19 protein-coding genes and 1 pseudogene are annotated in these 20690 nt (G+C 42.0%); 12 read left to right on the forward strand and 8 right to left on the reverse strand.

Annotated features, from left to right (window positions below):
- Window positions 1-187: 187 nt before the first annotated feature.
- Both IQ246_RS05435 and IQ246_RS05440 read left to right on the forward strand, forming a co-directional pair.
- The gene (locus IQ246_RS05435; protein WP_194000858.1) at window positions 188-1333 is read left to right on the forward strand and encodes a hybrid sensor histidine kinase/response regulator; all 1146 of its coding nucleotides are present in this window, start codon (window positions 188-190) and stop codon (window positions 1331-1333) included.
- Between the two features lie 198 nt (window positions 1334-1531).
- Window positions 1532-2914: an aldehyde dehydrogenase gene (locus tag IQ246_RS05440; protein ID WP_194000860.1), complete on the forward strand. Its 1383-nt coding sequence runs from the start codon at window positions 1532-1534 to the stop codon at window positions 2912-2914.
- Window positions 2915-2976: 62 nt separating this feature from the next.
- Here IQ246_RS05440 and IQ246_RS05445 read toward each other — a convergent pair whose 3' ends face one another.
- From IQ246_RS05445 to IQ246_RS05455, 3 genes are all read right to left on the reverse strand, one after another.
- A complete protein-coding gene (locus IQ246_RS05445; RefSeq protein ID WP_194000862.1) occupies window positions 2977-3582 on the reverse strand; it encodes a sulfite oxidase-like oxidoreductase in 606 nt (201 codons plus the stop codon).
- A gap of 161 nt (window positions 3583-3743) precedes the next feature.
- Complete coding sequence (gene rpmF, locus IQ246_RS05450; protein ID WP_194000864.1) at window positions 3744-3917, reverse strand: 50S ribosomal protein L32; 174 nt, start codon at window positions 3915-3917, stop codon at window positions 3744-3746.
- A gap of 172 nt (window positions 3918-4089) precedes the next feature.
- Window positions 4090-4629, reverse strand: a complete 540-nt coding sequence (locus IQ246_RS05455) for a hypothetical protein (protein WP_194000866.1) — start codon at window positions 4627-4629, stop codon at window positions 4090-4092.
- Window positions 4630-4828: 199 nt separating this feature from the next.
- Between IQ246_RS05455 and IQ246_RS05460 the strand changes: the two genes are divergently transcribed.
- The gene (locus tag IQ246_RS05460; RefSeq protein WP_194000868.1) at window positions 4829-6811 is read left to right on the forward strand and encodes a caspase family protein; all 1983 of its coding nucleotides are present in this window, start codon (window positions 4829-4831) and stop codon (window positions 6809-6811) included.
- Between the two features lie 94 nt (window positions 6812-6905).
- On the opposite strand, the gene IQ246_RS05465 is transcribed toward IQ246_RS05460, so the two are convergent.
- Window positions 6906-7283, reverse strand: a complete 378-nt coding sequence (locus IQ246_RS05465; protein WP_194000870.1) for a Mo-dependent nitrogenase C-terminal domain-containing protein — start codon at window positions 7281-7283, stop codon at window positions 6906-6908.
- 440 nt (window positions 7284-7723) lie between these two features.
- On the opposite strand from IQ246_RS05465, the gene IQ246_RS30790 reads away from it, so the two are divergent.
- The 5 genes and pseudogenes from IQ246_RS30790 (at window position 7724) to IQ246_RS30165 (ending at window position 9383) form a co-directional block, all read left to right on the forward strand.
- Window positions 7724-7858 carry a hypothetical protein gene (locus tag IQ246_RS30790; RefSeq protein WP_255515467.1) on the forward strand — a complete coding sequence of 45 codons (135 nt, stop codon included), beginning with the start codon at window positions 7724-7726 and terminating at the stop codon, window positions 7856-7858.
- Between the two features lie 46 nt (window positions 7859-7904).
- A pseudogene (locus tag IQ246_RS05470) lies at window positions 7905-8396 on the forward strand (SLC13 family permease); the annotation flags it as partial.
- Window positions 8397-8619: 223 nt separating this feature from the next.
- Window positions 8620-8799 (forward strand): hypothetical protein, encoded by a 180-nt coding sequence (locus IQ246_RS30155; RefSeq protein ID WP_194000872.1) that lies wholly within the window; start codon window positions 8620-8622, stop codon window positions 8797-8799.
- Window positions 8800-8843: 44 nt separating this feature from the next.
- On the forward strand, window positions 8844-9002 hold the full coding sequence (locus IQ246_RS30160) for an AAA family ATPase (protein ID WP_244141931.1): 159 nt from the start codon (window positions 8844-8846) through the stop codon (window positions 9000-9002).
- Window positions 9003-9383: a hypothetical protein gene (locus IQ246_RS30165; RefSeq protein WP_244141932.1), complete on the forward strand. Its 381-nt coding sequence runs from the start codon at window positions 9003-9005 to the stop codon at window positions 9381-9383.
- A gap of 236 nt (window positions 9384-9619) precedes the next feature.
- On the opposite strand, the gene IQ246_RS05485 is transcribed toward IQ246_RS30165, so the two are convergent.
- The 3 genes from IQ246_RS05485 to IQ246_RS05495 form a co-directional block, all read right to left on the reverse strand.
- Window positions 9620-11389 (reverse strand): ribonuclease J, encoded by a 1770-nt coding sequence (locus IQ246_RS05485; RefSeq protein ID WP_194000874.1) that lies wholly within the window; start codon window positions 11387-11389, stop codon window positions 9620-9622.
- A 281-nt stretch (window positions 11390-11670) separates the two neighbouring features.
- The gene (dapA, locus tag IQ246_RS05490; protein WP_194000876.1) at window positions 11671-12558 is read right to left on the reverse strand and encodes a 4-hydroxy-tetrahydrodipicolinate synthase; all 888 of its coding nucleotides are present in this window, start codon (window positions 12556-12558) and stop codon (window positions 11671-11673) included.
- A gap of 139 nt (window positions 12559-12697) precedes the next feature.
- Window positions 12698-13741 (reverse strand): aspartate-semialdehyde dehydrogenase, encoded by a 1044-nt coding sequence (locus IQ246_RS05495; RefSeq protein ID WP_194000878.1) that lies wholly within the window; start codon window positions 13739-13741, stop codon window positions 12698-12700.
- 786 nt (window positions 13742-14527) lie between these two features.
- Here IQ246_RS05495 and tig point away from each other — a divergent pair.
- The 4 genes from tig (at window position 14528) to IQ246_RS05515 (ending at window position 19414) form a co-directional block, all read left to right on the forward strand.
- Window positions 14528-15961 (forward strand): trigger factor, encoded by a 1434-nt coding sequence (tig, locus tag IQ246_RS05500; protein ID WP_194000880.1) that lies wholly within the window; start codon window positions 14528-14530, stop codon window positions 15959-15961.
- 363 nt (window positions 15962-16324) lie between these two features.
- Entirely contained in the window at window positions 16325-17023 is a 699-nt protein-coding gene (gene clpP, locus IQ246_RS05505) for an ATP-dependent Clp endopeptidase proteolytic subunit ClpP (RefSeq protein WP_194000882.1), read from the forward strand.
- Between the two features lie 9 nt (window positions 17024-17032).
- Complete coding sequence (gene clpX, locus IQ246_RS05510; RefSeq protein WP_194000884.1) at window positions 17033-18376, forward strand: ATP-dependent protease ATP-binding subunit ClpX; 1344 nt, start codon at window positions 17033-17035, stop codon at window positions 18374-18376.
- Between the two features lie 132 nt (window positions 18377-18508).
- Window positions 18509-19414, forward strand: a complete 906-nt coding sequence (locus IQ246_RS05515; RefSeq protein WP_194000886.1) for an alpha/beta fold hydrolase — start codon at window positions 18509-18511, stop codon at window positions 19412-19414.
- A 137-nt stretch (window positions 19415-19551) separates the two neighbouring features.
- Here IQ246_RS05515 and IQ246_RS05520 read toward each other — a convergent pair whose 3' ends face one another.
- On the reverse strand, window positions 19552-20535 hold the full coding sequence (locus tag IQ246_RS05520) for a GntR family transcriptional regulator (protein WP_194000888.1): 984 nt from the start codon (window positions 20533-20535) through the stop codon (window positions 19552-19554).
- Between the last annotated feature and the right edge of the window lie 155 nt (window positions 20536-20690).

Genomic DNA, 20690 nt, shown 5'->3' on the forward strand with positions numbered 1-20690 from the left:
AGCGATCGCCTGCTTGAGGTTGAGGATGCGATCGCAATTCCTTCCACAACAGAATTTCAACAAGTTTTAGATTCTCTCCCCATTAGGGAATGAGCATAGACAGGTAGCAGATTATTGATAGGCGATCGCTCTTGAATAAGAGGTTAAAATTACCTAAATTTCCTTTTACCTTATACCTTGCAGTTTTATGAGTTCACAATCTTCTCGCTCTGACAAAATTCTGGTTGTCGATGACTCTCCCGATAACGTATTTTTGATTAAAACTATTTTGGAAGAAGAAGGCTACACAATTAGCACCGCAGAAAATGGAATTTCAGCATTAGCAGAACTGAAAGCATCTCCTTGTGACTTGGTGTTACTAGATTTAATGATGCCAGGAATGGACGGTTACGAGGTTACTACGCACATTCGTGGAGATATGAAGTTACCGCAATATATCCCGATACTGCTGATCACCGCCCATGATGCGCCCAATGTCGCCCGTGGATTAGACTTAGGTGCTGATGATTTCATCCGCAAACCTGTAACTGTAGATGAACTGCTGGCTAGGGTGCGATCGCTTTTGCGTTTGAAACATAGTATGGATGAACGTGATGAAATTGCTCGCCAGCGAGAAGACTTCGTTTCACGCCTTACCCACGATTTACGCACTCCTTTAGTGGCTGCTGATCGCATGTTAATGCTTTTTCAGCAGGGTGCTTTGGGAGGTTTATCACCACAAATGCAGGAAGTAATTGCCATCATGGCTCGCAGCAATACTAACCTACTTTCTATGGTCAATACTTTATTGGAAGTTTATCGCTTTGAAGCAGGTCGTAAAACCCTGGCGCTTCAACCAGTTAATTTGATAAGTTTGTTAGAAGAGGTGACTGGAGAATTGGCGCCCTTGGCTGAAGCTAAAACACTATCTATAAATCTAGATTTCATTCAGGATTTAAGCACGAATACAGTAATGGGCGATCGCTTAGAACTGCATCGTCTATTCACCAACCTTGTAGGCAATGCTATCAAATTCACAGATTCTGGTTCTGTTACCATTCGTCTGACATCTCTACGCAAATTAGCCGAAACCGATCAATTTCAGTTTTCTCGGAAATCCAATTCTGTTGATTACATGAGCATAGAAATAGCGGATACCGGCCCAGGTATTTCCTCTGAAGAACAAGCCACTTTATTTGAACGATTTCGCCAGGGTAGCCACAAGAGTTCTGGTAGTGGCTTGGGACTGTACCTTTCTCGCAGAATTGTCGAGGCACATCAAGGCTTAATCCGGCTCAATTCAGAGTTGGGTGAAGGTAGTAAATTTATTGTACTTTTACCCATGAAATCATAAAATAATTGGAATAAAAAAATATAAATTATTAATATTTTAGTTTCAAGTAATAACTTGATTATAAATAAAATTTACAGATTTTAAAAAGTTATATATAAGATTATTAAAAAATAAGCATCATTATAAATGAAAGATTATGAATTGGATATATTAATATAGCGACATTTGTATTAAATCTTTCTTTCGCAAGAGCCAAAAATGATTAATACTGAATTATCAAACATTGCTGAAATTGTTCTTAATCAGCGTAAGTTTTTTCAAACTAGCAAAACTAAAGATGTTGATTTTCGTATTGAACAACTCAAAACTCTCAAGCAAGCAGTTATTGAGCACAAACAATCAATAATTCAGGCATTACAAGCCGATTTACATAAGCCAGAATTTGAGATTTACATGACAGAATTTAGCATAATCAAGGAAGTGGATTATGCTATAAAACATCTTAAAACTTGGATTAAACCTAAAAAAGCAGCAGTTTCCTGGGAATTTTTTTCCTACTTTGCCCAAATTTATGCAGAACCGCTGGGAGTTGTTTTAATTATCGGCCCTTGGAATTATCCATTCAATTTAATTATCTCACCGTTAGTTGGTGCGATCGCCGCAGGAAATTGTACAATTATCAAACCTTCAGAACTTGCCCCGCATACTTCCCATGTCCTTGCTGAGATTATTGCCAAATATTTCGATCCAGCTTATATTGCAGTGCTAGAAGGAGGCGTGGAAACCAGTCAAGAACTACTGGCAGAAAAGTTTGATCATATCTTTTTTACTGGTGGCACAGCTGTGGGTAAAATCATCATGGCAGCAGCGGCAAAACATCTTACACCAGTCACTTTGGAATTGGGCGGTAAAAGTCCTTGTATTGTAGATACTGATATTAATCTTGAACATACTATTAGACGAATTACTTGGGGAAAGTTTCTGAATGCTGGACAAACTTGTATTGCACCTGATTATCTTTTAGTTGACAAGAAAATCAAAAAAGATTTAGTAGATGGATTACAGGAATGCCTAAAAGAATTTTATGGCGAGCAGCCGGATAATAGTCCTGATTATGCCAGGATTATCAATCAAAAACACTTCGACAGATTAGTTAGCTTTCTTAAAGATGGTGCAATTATTATTGGCGCAGAGACTAAACCTTCAGAGCTGTATATTGCCCCCACATTGATTGATAATGTCTCTTTAGTAGATCCAATAATGCAGGAAGAAATTTTTGGGCCTCTGCTACCCATAATTGAATATACTAATATTGCCGAAGCGATCGCTTTGATTAATTCTCGACCAAAGCCCTTAGCTTTATACTTATTTTCTCAAAATAAAAACCTGCAAAAGCGCGTTTTGCAGGAAACTTCATCTGGTGGAGTCTGTATTAACGACACACTTATGCAGTTTGGGGCCTCATCTCTACCGTTTGGTGGTGTGGGAGATAGCGGTATTGGCAGCTATCACGGTAAAGCTAGTTTCGACATTTTTTCCCATGACAAAAGTGTATTACAAAACTCCTTCTGGCTGGATCTAAAATGGCGGTATGCTCCCTATAAGGGTAAATTACCCTTAATAAAGAAATTTCTGGGTTAAAAATTAAAAATCAAGAGTCATGAGTCAGGAGTTAAAAATTCTTAATTCTTAACTCCTAACTATTAAAACCCAAAAGCGCTACTGTAACGCTCCTCTGTCCAGGGTTCGCCACGGCGATGGTAGCCATTACGCTCCCAAAAGCCAAGTTCTTCGCGACCTAAAAACTCCAAACCATTGATCCACTTAGCACTTTTCCAAGCGTAGAGATGGGGAACAACTAGCCGCATTGGGCCGCCATGTTCAGCTGGTAATGGCTCACCAAACACTTTAAAGGCAAAGAAGTTTTCTTCGCGCAAAAAGTCTTCTATTGAGATGTTGGTGGTGTAGCCGCCATAGCAGTGTTCCATAATATGCACTGATTTGGGATCTACTTCAATCAGATCCATAAAGTCTGTCACTTTAACGCCAGTCCATTTGACATCCAATTTAGACCAGCGCGTTACACAGTGAAAATCTGCCGTGAATTCGTACTGAGGTAGTGCGATGAAGTCTGACCAAGTGAAAGTCACAGGTTTTGCTAAACCCCAAATGCGAAACTCCCATTCCTCGGTGCTGACTTGGGGGGTTGCACCATAAGTTAATACGGGGAAACCCTTGGCCAGGTGTTGACCTGGAGGGACGCGTTCGCCTTGTTCCTTTTCTGGTTTTTGAAAAAATTTTCCTAGCATAGTCGTAGAAAAATAAGTTTTCTCAAGACATTTACAAGCTTTTTTGCTGATTGGCTAAAAGCTAGAAGAACCAGATATTTTACTTGTTATTTAACATTCCCAGAGGCTAAAACCGCTGGGATTTTATGAAAGGCAGGGTAATTCCAAACTTTCGTGAGGTTTTATGATTCCTCTTCCTCTTCTTCAGTTGTTGGATAGACAAATGTAGAACGTCCAGTCAAAATCGACTTGCCTAGGGAGAGAGCTTTCTGAGCTTCAACAACAGCTTTGTGCCTCCAGGTAGCTCGGCGTTTATCTCGTTTAGACTTGGACGTTTTCTTCTTAGGGACAGCCATATTAGCGGAGATCGGAATTCTTGACAACCTTTTTATTCTAAGCGATCAACTGACCAAAGAAAGTATGAAGAATTAAACAGGCAGTCCAGAACCTAGGATTTGGAATATGGTGTGTTCTCTTTTTGATTAGCGTCTATCTAGCGCCCCATTTGGAGGTGTTTTCATCGGTATCTTAATCAGTGGGTTTTTCTGTTGTTGTAGGCTTGATGGGTTGGGGTAAAGCTGCGGGGCTAGTAGTAGCGGCTGGAACTGGATTAGAGGTTGTTTGTTTTTCAAATAACAGTAGCGATCGCGCAGTTTTGAAGTAAGCTGCCCAGCGTTGAGCATCCGGGCGCGTGCGCCATTGGGAGCGGCTGACTTCTAATGTCAGAACTGGTGCGATCGCTCCATAACTTTGTACGGATACGATTATTGAAACATCTGTAACCAAGATATCTTGGTCGAAGCTCCGTTGAGCAGCTGCCCTAGCAGCCGCTTCCGCCCTTCGCAGAATGGTTTCATAGTTTTCTTCTGGCAGACGGTCAATAGCTAGGTCAACTCTAGCGGTGTAAGCTCGCACAACCTCGGGCGCGATCGCTTCACTCAAAAGCCATATAGGAACCGTAAATATGAGCAAAACTACTAAAGGAACTGTCCGGATTCTTGTGGCAATTTGGCTAATAACTGAGAAGGGGATGATCGATGATGGTAGGTGAGCATGACTTTTGCTCATAACTTTGTAGCTCCTTATTGATGATCTGTAATGGAAATTGAGTAAAAGTATTTTCCGACGTGTTGTCGTAATAAAAGCTACATTATATCTGAAGGTTCGATGTGAATTACCTAGACTAAAAGAAATAGGTTAGCTTTCCTAAAACAACAAAGTTAACCGCAATTTTAAGACCAGCAAACAATAACTGACAAACAGCGGGATGGCAAATTACTGGGCGATCGCTATTGGCATCAATCAATATCAGTTATTTCAACCTTTAAGTTATGCCCAAGCAGATGCTGAGGCACTAGGGGATTTATTAGTAACAGAGGCAGGTTTTGTCAGGGAACACTGTCTGCTGATGACAGATACTTCGCCACCGAGAGCAAATAGATCAACCTATCCGACTAAAGAAAATATTCTGCTTTTGCTTGAAGATTTAGCAGCAACAAGTTTTCACCCACAAGATTATCTGTGGTTATTCTTTAGCGGTTATGGGGTCAACTACAACGGTAAAGATTACTTGATACCAGTAGAAGGAAACCCCGAACTGGTTCTAGAGACTGGCATAGAAGTGCGATCGCTAATGCAAAGTCTGCAACTTGCTGACTTGAATGTATTGCTACTACTCGATATCAACCGCGCCTTTGGTACTCAAGCGGATGCCCCTGTGGGGGAAGAAATCATAGAGCTAGCCCAAGAACTACAAATTGCCACAATTCTTTCTTGCCAGCCAGAGCAATTCTCCCACGAAAATAGCGAACTAGGTCATGGATTCTTTACAGCGGCGTTGTTAGAAGCTTTGCGTTCTGGCAATGGCAGCAGCTTAACTGATTTAGAAAGCTACCTGAGCTTGATCACGCCTCAATTATGTCAACATCACTGGCGTCCCATCCAAAACCCTGCTGTTATCATCCCATCAAGACAGCAAGTAATCTTGCCGCAATTGGCAGTAGAAAGTGACTTGGAAACAGATCCGATTATTTATCCAGAAGAATCCTTCGCTATTGCTCGTGCAGCTCCCCCACTTGATGACAATCCGCCTAAAACTTCCGCAGATCAGGATAGGTGGGAAGAAGTCAGAACAGTGGAAACTACTGTGAGTCCATCTTCCCAACAGAAAGCAAAAGACGATAATTCTGATCGAGAAGTAGTTATAGAGTCAGTTTCCGAGCCAGTAGGCAAGTTTCCAGATCAAAATCTAATGCCAGAAACTTCCCTAGATGTGAATACAAACGGAAGGTTCCTCCCCTCACTCCAGTCGTCTCACCAGGAGGAATCTACGCACCTTACTGACTCCTCTTACCCAGCCTACGTCTCACGATTGCCGCCAAATCAGACAAATACCCCTGCATTGTGGAAACAGTTTATATTGTGGGGTGGAGGCAGCATGGTGGTAGCGGGTTTAATCGCAGTTGTTTTTCTTCGCAATCAAGCAACTTTTAGAATTAAGCAAATATCGATAGCATCACCCAATGCTGAGACTAGTGATCCTACGTTTCAGGATTCACCAAATGACCGCTCTATTACTGAAGTTGCTCCACCAGGTCAATCAAGAAATCGATCCAGAGCGCAAATAGCCTCTAATTCTGAGTCAAAAAACCGGAATCAAGCAGTATTAGATTTAAGAAAAATGTCGCTCCGGCCAACTCAAGCTAGCGATCTTAGCTTGGCGATCGCTACAGCCCGGAAAATTCAACCCGGTGAACCGCTTTATCAACAAGCTCAGGAGAATATTAAGATTTGGAGCCGGATGATTTTAGAGTTAGCCGAGGGTCGTGCTAAACAAAGACGATATGCTAATGCCATTGCAACCGCACAATTAATCACCAAAGACGAAGCCCTTTATGCTAAAGCACAAGCAGCAATTAACCAGTGGCGGATAGAGAGCAAGGAGTATGTGAGTAATAAAACTCTTTTAGATGCAGCGAATGCTTTGATTAATCCCGGACAGGCATCTACTTACAATCGTGCTATCGAAGTTGCCAAGAGAGTACCATCAGGTCAACCAGGCTTTGATACTGCTCAAAAATCGATCAATAAATGGAGTGAAAAAATTTTAGATTTAGCTAAAAGTCGCGCGGCTCAAGGAGAACTCAATGCAGCAATTAAAACTGCGGCTCTAGTTCCGGAAGTAACGGCCGCTTACGAAGATGCTCAAGATGCTATCCAAAAATGGCAGGATAGAAGAATTAGAAATTAGAAATTAAAAATGGTAAAAAGTTCAAAGTCCAGAGTCAAAAGCAACTGCCATGAACCCTGGACTATTAATTATTGAACTATTGATTGACTTTGTGTTAACAGTACTGCGACACATCCTCACCACATTCGTCGGCTAGATAGCACATTGCTCGGAAACGTAAGCCAACTACTTCGTCATATAAGGGGTTAAGCTTACACATTGGCGGAATGTGAAACAGGGTTTTCCCGAATAATTTGACATCGCGCTCAAAGGGGCACTGAGATGGAATCAGTTTGCACAAACGGTGAGCTAGTTGGCGATCGTGAACTTGAATGCTGTCTACTCGCTGCCTCAATGGTTGGAGAATATCATAGTAAAACTTGGAAGTAGAACGGTGCAACTGGGTTACATGAGCATCACTAGACTCTGCTTGACTGATCAATACCCAGCTTGCCAAAAAAATCTTTTTTGTGGTATTATTAAATACCTTCATGGTTAGTCCTCTGTGTTATTGAGGGTATTCATCTTTCCGATGAATATATACAAAGTGGCAACGACCTTTCCCGGAAGAATCGTGTTCTGACTGACGATACAATATAGTGTTTGAGTAGCCACTTAAGTCAGAACCTAATTTATTACTACATCAAGTTAATCGCAAATTTTGCGGAGTGGTAGTGTACTAACGCTGATCTTGTTTATATCTTGACACAGTTTAAATTTTAGTAAAGACATCTACCATGAGACAGATTATGGTGTAAATTTTACAAGATTTAATATAACGAATTCCTGCAAATATTTTTTGTAAGTATAAATATCAGCGATGGAAATAATTTTGCTGGTGGCTGAATGCCTTGCAAACACAGAGAAGTTTGAGCGCTGGCTTTTGAGAAGTCCAACTATCGACTTTCAAAATCTAAGAACTTCAGGGCTGGTTTGCCGCCAGAAATCACTGCTTCTACTGGTTCGGTAACGAAAGTGATTATCCTGCAATTTGCAACTTATAGCGTATTCGGGCTGACTTACCTGGGATTAGCATTGGGTTACATTCCCGGTTTACGCATGAACTAATTTTTACACCCTTGACCTTGAGCTTGACTGAAGCTTTGGGTTTAAATCATTTACTGTAGGCTTACCCTTAGCGGAGTCTGCTTTAGTAGCTGCTAGCTTATTGCTAATCATTCGGCGGATAAAACCCCAGCGCATCCTGAAAAAGGTGGATTGGAACTTGCTGGTGATGTTTTCTGGACTCTTCATTCTGACTAGAGCCACACAGAAGTTGAATTTGCTACAGCCATTTACCCATGCGGTTGACTCAGCTGCGAGTCTATTGGGTATAACCGTTGTGCTGTCTAACTTGATTTCTAATGTTCCGGCTGTACTCTTACTTCAACCCCTCATTTCTCAGGATGACACCAAGTCTTGGCTGTTGCTAGCAGCCGGCTCAACTTTGGCAGGTAATCTAACCTTATTCGGTGCAGTTGCTAACCTGATCACTGTAGAAGCCGCTGCTGAGCTTGGTTACAAGCTGACTTTTTGGGAGCATTTGCGTTTTGGAGCGCCGTTAACAGTGTGTACTTTAGTTTTAGTATACCTCTGGGTTCATTGAGGGCGATCGCTCTAATTACTATTGTTTGCGTCTATAAGATCTATGAGATAAATTTGTATAAACTGAGCCAGGAAAACAGAATTATATACGTGTATATTGCTAACTCTACCTTAGTGGGTTTTCGGTTTTTATATTAGGTTCAGCCGAAGTTCAATACATCTTACTAAAATTTTACTTATACACAATAAATACATCTTCTACTTGCTTGTAGAGGCTATAGAGTATGACTATTGGGAATAATAGTTTGTGGGATCGGGAAATTGACGCTGAACTAGAACAATTGAAAAAAGAGCTAAAGAAGCGCCATCTTGATAATGATTGTAATTCTGAAGGATTGGAGAGTGTTCTTGAACAACTAAATAATCTGGTGGGGATGCAGAAGGTGAAATATACAAAGAACTAGGGATACTTTCTAAAGGTCATCTTGTCGAAACTGATAGATCGGGATTGGTAGCAGGTTATGTTGGCCAAACTGCTATTAAAGTAGATGAACTTGTTGAATCAGCATTAGACGGCGTGTTGTTTATTGATGAAGCCTACGCACTAAAGCCAGAAAGTTCCCGTAATGATTTCGGACAAGAAGCTATAGATACTCTCCTAAAATGAATGGAGGACTACAGAGATAGGCTAGTAGTTATTGTTGCTGGCTACAGTGAAGAAATGTCTAGATTCATAGATGCTAATCCTGGATTACAGTCAAGATTTAATAAATATTTCTACTTTGAGGACTACAAGCCTAATGAGTTACTGAATATGTTTGAAAAAACTTGTGAACAGAACCATTTCAAGCTCACTGATAAGTCAAAGCAGGCATTACTTAATAAGCTAACTAATTTACACGCAAATCGAGATAATAAATTTGGCAATGGAAGGCTGGTGAGAAATATTTTTGAAAAAACAATCGAGAAGCAGGCAAACAGACTTGTCAAATTTCCAGACGTTACCAAAGAAATGATGATAAAAATTATGCCTGAAGATATCCCTTAAGCTAGTGACATAGCGGTTATCGTTTGTATGCAATTCAGTCTGAATCTCTCTGTGAAAAGTAGAGAAGCTTTGAATTTTACTCTTCTTCCCTACGAGCGAAGGGGCTGGGGGTTAGGTCTGTATTGGATTCAACTGAGAAGCGTTATCAAAAGACCCTATCTCACGCCAAAGCGCAAAAACGTTCAGAAAGATTCTGTGTCTTTGCGCCTCTGGGTGAGATTTTTATCTTGAATTCCCTAAGATGCTACCTGAGCAGCAGTACGAGTCCGGCGTCTTCTGCCGTCAGCAACTTTCACAGGTGGCTCGTCAGGGATTTGCATTAACAAAGTTACAGATGGTTGACATTGCAATTCTCGACGGATAGAGCGTTGCAATTCCCGCTCTAAAGTACCTTGCAATCCCCCCCAGTCTATATCTGCTGCTTCACCTTCGGTAGCAGCAAATTCTGACCAGCGAACGGTGAGGATTTCTTCAATCCGCTGTTGTACCCATTTTTGCACAAGCGATCGCTCCATGCTTGTGACGACACCGCGCAAATGAATTTCTGGCTTAGCCATGAGTTTGCCATTCCAATCAATAGCAGCGGCGATGGTAACAATACCTTCCTCTGCCATGCGTTGCCGTTCTTGCAATACCTTAGCGCTCACCATTCCAGAACTGGTAGTATCCACAAGCTCTATACCAGATGGCACTTTACCCGCAACCCGCAGAGAATCTTCGGTAAGTTCCACTACATCGCCATTCTGGATAATTATCATGTTTTCTGCGGGAATGCCCATACTCTGAGCAGTTTCCGAGTGCTTTACCAGCATCCGATGTTCGCCATGAACTGGCACGAAAAACTTGGGTCTAGTTAAGGCAATCATCAGTTTTTGGTCTTCCTGACAGCCATGACCAGAGACGTGAATTCCTTTATCCCGGCCATAGACTACTTTCGCCCCTTGAATCATCAATTTATCAATGGTGTTGACTACAGCGATTGTATTACCGGGAATCGGGTTCGCAGAGAATACTACTGTGTCTCCTTGGCGAATTCTAATGTGGGGATGTTCTTTGTTAGCAATGCGAGTCATAGCTGACATCGGTTCACCTTGAGAACCTGTAGTCAGAATCAGCACTCTTTCATCAGGCATGTTACGCACTGCGTGCAATGGTTGCAGCAGATTATCTTCACACTTGATGTAACCTAGATTGCGGGCATGAGCAATCAAATTCAGCATAGAACGCCCTACAACCGACACTACACGATTTTGCTTCTTCGCCAGATCTAAAATCATGTTGATGCGATGCACTGAGGAGGCAAAGGTTGTGACAAACAGTCGCCCAGTGGCTTGACTAAATACCCGGTCAAGATTGGGATAAACTGAACGTTCGGAAGGGGTGAATCCTGGTACTTCGGAGTTAGTTGAGTCACTTAAAAGCGCCAAAACGCCTTTTTCCCCGTGTTCTGCTAGCCGTTGCAAGTCAAATTTTTCACCATCCACTGGGGTATGGTCAATTTTAAAATCTCCGGTGTGGATGACTACACCAAGAGGCGTATGGATAGCAACAGTGAAGCTATCAGCGATGGAATGAGTATTGCGGATATATTCCACTAAAAAGTTTTTGCCAATCCGTACTACATCACGTGGTAAAACTTTTCTTAATTCCGTGCGATCGCGCACTCCTGCTTCTTCCAATTTACCCTCTAGCATTGCCATTGCTAGTCTTGGACCATAAATCACAGGTATGTCAAATTGCTTGAGGTGAAAAGCAATTCCACCAATATGGTCTTCATGACCGTGGGTAACAATCATCCCTTTGATTTTGTGACGATTTTCGCGTAAATATGTCGTATCTGGCAGAACAATATTTACCCCATGCATTGCCTCTGTAGGAAATGCCAATCCTGCATCTAACAAGATGATTTCGTCGTCGTACTCGAAAACACAGGTATTTTTTCCAATCTCATGCAAACCGCCCAAAGGAATGATTTTTAGGGCGGAGTTAGCTTCGTTTTTAGCCATTTTCTCCTTAGATTTTTGTTTGTTGTTAATCAGTTGATAGTTAGCGTTCTTGTATTTAAAGACAATTTAACCTGTCTATTAAGTCAGTCTGAAAGCAACTAAATTTTAATTGTCAGATGTTCAATTTTTTGTTCAATAAAATGGACTGTACATTGAAGGATTCATAGTATATCTATCAGTCCTAACACAGATATTTTAATTACAACCTGTTAACAATTATGACCATTGTTTATATCTGTCTTTGGCAATTAGCAAATTGCCAGCACTCAATAAGCTGGTGCCTAGATTAAACTAAGTTCTTTAAGAACCACCTCTAACTTTTGACTGACTTCTGAATCCGCTTCTTCGCATAGCGGCGGACGAGTTGAACCGACCTCCCAACCTCTAAGTTTCAGTGCTTTTTTAACCGGAATGGGATTTGAAGTTAGAAATAAAGCTTTAAACAACGGGAAGAGTTGAAGATGAATGTCAGTGGCAACTTCAATTTTACCCGCACTAAAAGCTTGGATCATCTGCTGTAGTTGGTTTCCTACCAGATGAGAAGCCACACTTACAACACCCTTTGCCCCGATTGCTAACAAAGGCAAAGTCATGTAATCATCACCAGAGTATATCTGGAACTCTTTTGGTGTCAAGCGGCGAATTTCGCTTGCCTGATCTATGTTACCAGTGGATTCTTTAATCCCGACAATATTGTTAACCTTAGCTAACCGAGCAACTGTTTCTGGCTGAAGGTTTTGTCCGGTACGACCAGGGATGTTGTATAACAACAATGGTAGGTCTGGACAGGCTTGGGCTATAGCCTGAAAGTGCATTTCCAGTCCTGCTTGCGGCGGTTTGTTGTAATAAGGAACAACTTGTAAGGAACCATGGACTCCTATTTTAGCCGCTTTTTGGGTTGCTGCGATCGCTTCTTTAGTGCAATTGGAGCCACACCCTGCTATGACCTTGGCTTTTCCTGCCACAGACTGCAATACCTCCACAAACAACTGGTATTCTTCGTCCCAACTCAGGGTAGGAGATTCCCCTGTTGTGCCGCACACCACCAATGTATCTGTACCGTTGCTAACTAGATGCGCTGCCAACTCTGCTGCTACATCATAGTTGACACTACCGTCTGCTTTAAACGGTGTAATCATAGCGGTTAAAACCCTGCCAAAATCTCCCACCCTCTTTTCACTCCTAATTACCCTCTTTGTTCTTGTATCTTGGTGGATTTATATTGTAATAACTTATCCGTAAAATGTAATTGCTTTCAAGCGTGATTCATACACTCTTTGTTCTTAACTAATGACTAATGCTCAATGACTAGCTTGAAACATATACCTTAGTAACTTTGAGTAAATTTTTTTCTATTAACAACTCAGCAATTTGTACTGCATTTAACGCTGCACCTTTTCGAATTTGATCACCACACAGCCACAGTTCTAAGCCGCAGGGATGAGAAATATCTTGTCGAATTCTTCCCACTAAAACTTCATCTCGACCAGTTGCTTCAATTGGCATAGGAAAATGGTTAGTTCCCCAATCTTCTACCAGTTTTACCCCAGGGGAGTGATTTAAAATTTCTCTGGCTTCATCTGAACTAAAAGGACTTTCAAATTCGAGATTAATTGCTTCTGAATGGGCGCGGAGTACGGGAACCCGTACACAAGTTGCGGTAATTCTTATTTGTTGCGTGCCAAAAATTTTTCGAGTTTCGTTGACCATTTTCATTTCTTCTTCACAATACCCCAAATCATTTAATGGGGAATTATGTGGGAATAAATTAAACGCCAATGGATAAGGTAATACCTCAGCAACTGGAGGCTGTCCTTGTAATATAGCGCTTGTTTGGGTTTTGACTTCTGCCATTGCTTTTGCCCCAGCGCCACTAGCAGATTGGTAAGTAGACACTACAATGCGTTGCACTGGTCTAACTCTATGCAAGGGCCATACTGCTAGTGTCATTAAAATTGTCGTGCAGTTAGGGTTGGCAATAATGCCTTGATGATTGGCAGCAGCTAATGGATTTACCTCTGGCACTATTAACGGTACTTCTGGATTCATCCGAAAGGCACTAGAGTTATCTATTACTACTGCGCCCTTTTCTACAGCAACTGCTGCCCAAGTTTTGGATGTAAAACTACCTGCACTAGCCAGTACTAAGTCTACATTTTCAAAGGCGTGATCGCTCATCGGCTCTACTGGTAAATTTTCCCCTTTAAATCGTAGTGTTCTTCCTGCACTTCGCTCTGATGCCAATAACTTCAAATCAGCAATAGGAAAATTACGGTGCTCTAGTAATTCCAGCAACTCTGTGCCAACAGCACCAGTTGCTCCCAAAATAGCTACACGATAGGATTTAGACAACCTGGCTTCCTCCTTTAAGATATTATGTGCATTCTTGAACAATTTACATACAATTTATGTATATTTGAATTTTAATATTTCAGTCATTAATTAAATTAATTTGAATAATTTTTAGTTTTTCTCTAATTTAATCTATTTTTATAAAACTAATACATTTATTTTTTCGATGAGATGATCATAAGTTAAGTGATGTTGCAGTTTAGAACAGTTATTTTTGCTCAACTTCTTCATTAATTTAAACTATATATCCTATATATTATACAACAGACTAGTATCTAGCAGAAAGTAGAGATATCTGCACTTAGACGCGTTAAAGGTAAAAACTATTACATTGCCTTTGGAGTCACTTGCCAGGACAATGAATGTACTATGATCTGATCCAAATAAAATAAACCCAGCATCGAGCTATAGGGTAAAGTAGGGAGCAACGCGATTATCCAACAACGCAGTCAGACAGAATAGTACAACTCAATCTTGGAGTACGAACTGCTGGTTGAAAACTAGGATATCACGGTGTTAGCCCTGTGATAATAAGTCCTGAGTTCCAAGTACTGAATTCTAGTTGAAAAACTGTCAAAGAAGAATATTGTTATGACGGTAAAATGTTTAGTCCTTTGCCATTGGCAGTAAACTGGATATCTGCCCCAAGAAAAATATCCATCCTAAGATTCAGATAATGCCTTGTGGCATCTCTCATCCCAGTCAAAAAATAGCAAGCCACAGACGCAATTAATCGCGTCTTGTGTGTACTTAGAGTTTAAAATACCAGAAAACTAGAGACGTAGCATGAAAGTCACCCAGGAGAAACTTCCCGCCAGCCAAATTGGTCTAGAAATAGAGATCACGCCAGAAATTACCAAGCAAACTTACGAACAGGTCATTAAAAACTTAGCTAGTACTGCCAATATTCCTGGGTTTCGCAAGGGCAAAGTGCCTCGACCGATATTGCTACAGCGCCTAGGTATCACTCGAATCAAGGCAGCAGCGCTAGAAGAATTAATTCAAGACGGCATTGAACAAGCAGTCAAACAAGAAGCCATCCAGGCAATTGGTCAGCCACAATTGCGTTCCTCATTTGAGGACTTAATTAATAATTATGAACCAGGAAAACCCTTGACCATTTCTGCTGCTGTCGATGTAGAACCAGAAATAAATCTGGTGCAGTATACTGATTTGCGAGCTACAGCCGAGGAAGTCAAGTATGATCCAACTCAAGTTGAAAGCGTCCTGGATAAGGAACGTGAAGAATTGGCGACACTGATTCCTGTGGAAGGACGTCCAGCCCAATTTGGCGATCTTGCCGTAGTTGATTTTAAAGGTATGCTCTCTAAAGCTGAGGGCGAAGACGAAACAGCTGAACCCACACCAATTCCTGGCGGTGAAGCAACTGATTTTCAACTAGAGTTGCAGGAAGATAAGTTTATTCCAGGTTTTGTCTCTGGCATGATAGGGATGAATCCTGGAGAAACTAGAGAAATTTCGGCTCAGTTCCCAGATCCTTATGTCAATGAAGAATTAGCTGGAAAAGCTTCAACTTTCACGGTGACAATCAAAGAATTAAAGGAAAAAGAGCTACCTGAATTGAATGATGATTTCGCCCAAGAAGTCAGCGATTTTGAAACTTTGGCGGAATTACGTGCTTCTTTAGAAGAACGATATCAGAAAGAAGCCGAGGATAAAACCAAAACCAATAAGCAGGAAGCACTGCTAGTAGAACTGCTCAAACATATAGAAGTTGATTTACCAGCAACTTTGATTGAGCAGGAAGTGGATGCAATGTTAACACAAACAGCGATTCGGCTCTCTCAGCAAGGATTAGATGTCAAGAAGCTGTTTACTCAAGATATCATTCCCCAGTTACGGGAGCGATCGCGTACCGAGGCAATTGAACGTCTAAAGCGCTCCTTGTCCTTACGGGAAGTCAGTAAACGCGAATCAATCCAGGTGACACCGGAAGAAATTCAAGCCAGAGTCACAGAACTGTTAGAGCAGTATACAGATCAAGACATTGACGCCGAAAGACTGCAATCAGTCGTAGAAAACGAACTCTTAACTGAAAAAATCATTGATTGGCTGCTAGAGCATTCTTCAGTTGAACTTGTACCTGAAGGTTCTTTGAATGCTAAAGAGGAAACGCAAGCAGAAACAGCAGAATCAGATGCTTCTCAAATAGAAGAAGAAAGTAACGAAACGCCAACAGAAGCCACAGAAGGACAATGAAAATTCCAACAGCAGCGAGTCCACTAGTCCTAAGTCAAGGGATTGGTGCGATGAAACAGCTGAGGAAGAGAAAAAAATTCAAAATTACTTTCACCCTGCAACTAAGCACGGGCTAAACGCCCCGCTACCGCTAACACGACTCAGAACTGGAATCAGCCAGAATAAGGAATCTTCAACAAATAGCTGCGTTGTTACCGTCTTAGCTTAATACTAGGTTGCACGAGAGGAATTTATATGAGGCATAATGGTTAACACGTAGCTCAAATAAAAATCCCATTTGTCATAAAAGCAGCGTACGCTCTTGGTATTAGCAAAGCGCTTAGTGCTCTAACCTCTGTCCCACCTATTGTCAAATGTTCTTGTATGCTTGTATCACAGTCGGGAAATTACCCAATCAACAGTTTCAGTCTTAAAAAAATTAACTCCCAGTTGAACAGCCCTAGCAACATCGTGCCGATGGTGGTAGAACAATCTGGTATGGGAGAAAGGGCTTTCGACATCTACTCCCGCCTGCTGCGAGAGCGGATTATCTTTTTGGGAACTCCAATAGACGACGCCGTAGCCAATTCAATTGTGGCTCAGTTGTTGTTCCTCGACGCCGAAGACTCAGAAAAGGACATTCAACTTTATGTTAATTCTCCTGGTGGCTCGGTATACGCAGGGATGGCAATCTATGATACAATACAACAAATTCGTCCTGATGTTGTCACCATCTGTTTTGGATTAGCCGCGAGCATGGGGGCATTTTTGTTAACAGCAGGGGCTGCGGGTAAGCGTATGTCTTTGCCCGACTCTCGCATCATGATTCATCAACCACTAGGTGGCGCTCAAGGGCAAGCCATAGATATAGAAATTCAAGCCAGAGAAATCCTTTATATTAAGGCTAAGTTGAATCAGTTAATGGCTCATCATACTGGTCAGCCTTTAGAAAGAATTGAAGCAGATACTGAGCGCGACTTTTTTATGTCGGCAGAAGAGGCAAAGAACTACGGTTTGATCGATCAAGTTATTTCCAGACAAAATCTTCCCACAGCAGGGGAAAACGTCACCATTCTGAAATAAGAGGCTGGTATGTCTAAGTACGACTCCCATTTAAAATGTTCGTTTTGTGGCAAGTCTCAAGAGCAGGTGCGTAAATTGATCGCGGGCCCGGGAGTCTACATCTGCGATGAATGCGTTGACTTGTGTAATGAAATACTAGATGAGGAGTTACTCGACACGAATGGTGCAGCAGGGCAACCTGCACCACGGTCAGAACCGCCTCAAAAACGTCGCGCCCGTTCTTCTAATCTCTCGTTTAATCAAATACCCAAGCCAAGAGAGATTAAAAAGTATCTAGACGAACACGTGATTGGTCAAGACGAAGCCAAGAAGGTGTTGTCAGTCGCGGTTTATAATCACTACAAACGGCTAGCGGTCATTCAATCTAAAGCCAGTGGCAAAGGTTCAGGAGCGGATGATGCAGTAGAGTTGCAAAAGTCGAATATTTTATTAATTGGCCCGACTGGCTGTGGTAAAACTCTCTTGGCGCAAACCCTAGCCAAAATCCTGGATGTACCCTTTGCTGTCGCCGATGCCACGACACTAACGGAAGCAGGGTATGTGGGAGAAGATGTAGAAAATATCTTGCTTCGACTGTTGCAAGTGGCAGATTTGGATGTGGAAGAAGCACAGCGGGGAATTATTTACATCGACGAAATTGATAAAATTGCTCGCAAGAGTGAGAACCCTTCAATTACACGCGATGTTTCTGGCGAAGGTGTGCAGCAAGCTTTGCTAAAAATGTTAGAGGGGACGATCGCTAACGTACCACCTCAAGGAGGACGTAAGCATCCATATCAAGACTGCATCCAGATTGATACCAGTAATATCCTGTTCGTCTGTGGTGGTGCCTTCGTAGGCTTAGAAAAGGTTGTGGATCAGAGAGTTGGCAAAAAAGCAATAGGCTTTGTGCAACCTGGAGAAGGTCAGTCGAAGGAAAAACGGGCAGCAGATACTCTGCGTCATCTAGAACCGGACGACCTAGTGAAGTTTGGCATGATTCCAGAATTTATTGGGCGAGTGCCAATGGTAGCGGTAGTAGAGCCATTAGATGAAGAAGCGCTGATGGCGATTCTCACTCAACCACGCAGTGCCTTGGTGAAGCAGTACCAAAAGCTGCTGAAGATGGATAATGTCCAATTAGACTTTAAACAAGAAGCTTTGCGGGCGATCGCTCAAGAAGCTTACCGCCGTAAAACTGGTGCTAGAGCATTACGTGGTATTGTCGAAGAACTAATGCTGGATGTAATGTATGAGTTGCCATCCCGTAAGGATGTGACACGCTGTACAGTTACAAGGGAAATGGTCGAGAAGCGATCAACCGCCGAACTGATAATGCATCCATCTTCACTACCGAAACCGGAATCAGCTTAATAGTCATTAGTCATTATTAGCCAGCCAGTGCGGTTTGGGGTTCCCCTCTTTGTAGTCACTGGCCTTCATTAGTCATTTAGCAAAAGAAAAATGACTAATGATAAAGGATAAAGGACAAAGGACAAATGACAAATGTCTTATATTAATGTTCGTGGAGTTGAGCATTACTACGAATGGGTGAAAAAACCATCCAGTTTTTTGGTAAAACCAGTGATGGTTTTCATCCATGGTTGGGCTGGTTCGGCTAGGTACTGGAAAAGTACTGCTAATGCTCTGTCAGACCAGTTTGATTGTCTACTATACGATTTGCGTGGGTTTGGGCGTTCTTGTGGTCAGCCAACAATAGTTCAAGCTAGTGAGTCTGTTGTCGAGTCGCAGTCTCCCCAGGCAGAATCAGAGGCAATCAAAGAGTTAACCTATGAATTAGAGGAATACGCTGAGGACTTGGCAGCTTTACTAGATAAGTTACAGATTCAGCGTTTCTACATAAATGCTCACTCAACGGGTGCGTCTATTGCTACTTTGTTTTTTAATCGCTATCCCCAGCGAGTAGAGCGAGGTATTTTGACCTGTAGCGGCATTTTTGAATACGACGAAAAAGCATTTGCAGCCTTTCATAAATTTGGTGGCTATGTAGTTAAATTCCGTCCCAAGTGGTTAGGGAAAATACCATTTGTTGACCGGATGTTTATGTCTAGATTTCTACATAAGTCCATACCAAACTCTGAACGTCAGGCTTTTTTACAAGATTTTCTCGAAGCAGATTACGATGCAGCTCTAGGTACAATTTTCACTTCAGTCAGCAAGGCACAAGCTGAATTGATGCCGCAAGAATTTTCCAAACTGACTGTACCAACTTTGTTGGTGGCAGGGGAGTATGACAAGATTATTCCAGCCGAGATGGGGCGTCAAGCAGCTGCATTAAACGATAAAGTCGAGTTTGCTTTGATTCCTGGTACGGCGCATTTCCCGATGTTGGAAGATCCACCAACTTACCTCCGGCGGGTGAAAGAGTTTTTGCAATTTACAAAGCTATAGTAATCCTGTTTGATTGCTGAATCACTCGTAGAGACAGGGAACTTGTACTGAGCTTGTCCTGAGCCTAGTTGTTGGCGTAGCCTCTTGTAGAGAAGTATGGGGAATAGGGAATAGGGAAGAAGTTTCTATCCTTTGGGTTAACTTAAACCCAACTCTCGTTTTAGCAAGTTAATCGAGTTAGTGCCAATGTAATTTTCAACCTTAATCAGTTTGGGTGGGCGAATAATGTCTTCAAGGGCTATTTGCACCGCTGCTTGTACTGCTGCAAAGCTTGCTAGATCGCTAATTATTACCTCGGCTCTCTTGACGATCGCCTGAAGTTTATAAGCATCTTTTGGTTGGGAAGTCATTATCAGTAGTTCGTCCCCGCGTAGACCGTGTAGGATAACTTCCGCAGCTCGTGCAATTCCAGAACTGAGGCTAACTATACCTACACAGTTTTCTTTTGGTAAGGTTTTTAGTAGGTTAAGTTCTTTGGTGTAGTCGTAGATGTCCAGAGGAATCACCCGTACAGCTTTAGGAGCAGCGATCGCCTCTACATCTCCAATGAAATACCGACTTGTAACCACTGTAGCAGAGGTAGTTTTATCTAGCACAGCGGCTAATTCTTCCATTGCTACCAACTGTACTGGTATTTTCAAAGCTCGTTCTAATTCATACACCATCAATTCTCCAGCACCCATGTCGTGAGACGGAACTGCAACCAGTACTCGCGCACTACAACGCAAGCGCCAGTCAATTTCCGCTAAAAATAGCTCCCGTGCTTGACTGAGTGAACATCCTTGGGAGAGCAGTTCGTCTAGTACTTGCTGGACAACTTGATATGCGTTGGGATTTTGTTTAAGAATTGGCGATTGCAGCCTGCTACCGCCCTCATGACCTTGAGTACGGACATAAATTCCTGAACCAGCTAGACTTTCGACAAATCCGTCTTCCTCTAGCTGGCGGTAAACTTTGCTTATGGTATTCCGGTGTAACCCAGTTTGCATTGCTAGCGCTCGTGTGCTTGGCAATTTGTATCCAGGTGGATATTGCCGGGAAGCGATCGCAAACCGGATTTGATTAAACAGCTGGGTTGATGCGGGAATTTCACTGTCTGGCTGAATACGGAATTGAATCATCACTAAACCTCCTATGCACTAGTAGCGGCAAGTGACCAGTTGCATTTGCTAGATGTTAAATACTTTATTTACACATGAAGTTTTTCTGATGAAAGTTTCTAATGTGATCACTGTTGGTAATTGATAATTTGATTGGAAATAGCCTGGACATACTG

This window comes from aff. Roholtiella sp. LEGE 12411 (assembly GCF_015206995.1).
GTDB lineage: Bacteria > Cyanobacteriota > Cyanobacteriia > Cyanobacteriales > Nostocaceae > Komarekiella.

Bases quoted from the DNA above. Each gene is read 5' to 3' on its own strand.
- IQ246_RS05485 (WP_194000874.1), bottom strand. From the start codon at position 11,389: ATGGCTAAAAACGAAGCTAACTCCGCCCTAAAAATCATTCCTTTGGGC.
- IQ246_RS05465 (WP_194000870.1), bottom strand. From the start codon at position 7,283: ATGAAGGTATTTAATAATACCACAAAAAAGATTTTTTTGGCAAGCTGG.
- clpX (WP_194000884.1), top strand. From the start codon at position 17,033: ATGTCTAAGTACGACTCCCATTTAAAATGTTCGTTTTGTGGCAAGTCT.
- tig (WP_194000880.1), top strand. From the start codon at position 14,528: ATGAAAGTCACCCAGGAGAAACTTCCCGCCAGCCAAATTGGTCTAGAA.
- IQ246_RS05455 (WP_194000866.1), bottom strand. From the start codon at position 4,629: ATGAGCAAAAGTCATGCTCACCTACCATCATCGATCATCCCCTTCTCA.
- IQ246_RS05460 (WP_194000868.1), top strand. From the start codon at position 4,829: ATGGCAAATTACTGGGCGATCGCTATTGGCATCAATCAATATCAGTTA.
- IQ246_RS30165 (WP_244141932.1), top strand. From the start codon at position 9,003: ATGGAGGACTACAGAGATAGGCTAGTAGTTATTGTTGCTGGCTACAGT.
- IQ246_RS30155 (WP_194000872.1), top strand. From the start codon at position 8,620: ATGACTATTGGGAATAATAGTTTGTGGGATCGGGAAATTGACGCTGAA.
- clpP (WP_194000882.1), top strand. From the start codon at position 16,325: ATGCTTGTATCACAGTCGGGAAATTACCCAATCAACAGTTTCAGTCTT.
- IQ246_RS05440 (WP_194000860.1), top strand. From the start codon at position 1,532: ATGATTAATACTGAATTATCAAACATTGCTGAAATTGTTCTTAATCAG.
- IQ246_RS05515 (WP_194000886.1), top strand. From the start codon at position 18,509: ATGTCTTATATTAATGTTCGTGGAGTTGAGCATTACTACGAATGGGTG.
- rpmF (WP_194000864.1), bottom strand. From the start codon at position 3,917: ATGGCTGTCCCTAAGAAGAAAACGTCCAAGTCTAAACGAGATAAACGC.
- IQ246_RS05520 (WP_194000888.1), bottom strand. From the start codon at position 20,535: ATGATTCAATTCCGTATTCAGCCAGACAGTGAAATTCCCGCATCAACC.
- IQ246_RS05435 (WP_194000858.1), top strand. From the start codon at position 188: ATGAGTTCACAATCTTCTCGCTCTGACAAAATTCTGGTTGTCGATGAC.
- IQ246_RS05445 (WP_194000862.1), bottom strand. From the start codon at position 3,582: ATGCTAGGAAAATTTTTTCAAAAACCAGAAAAGGAACAAGGCGAACGC.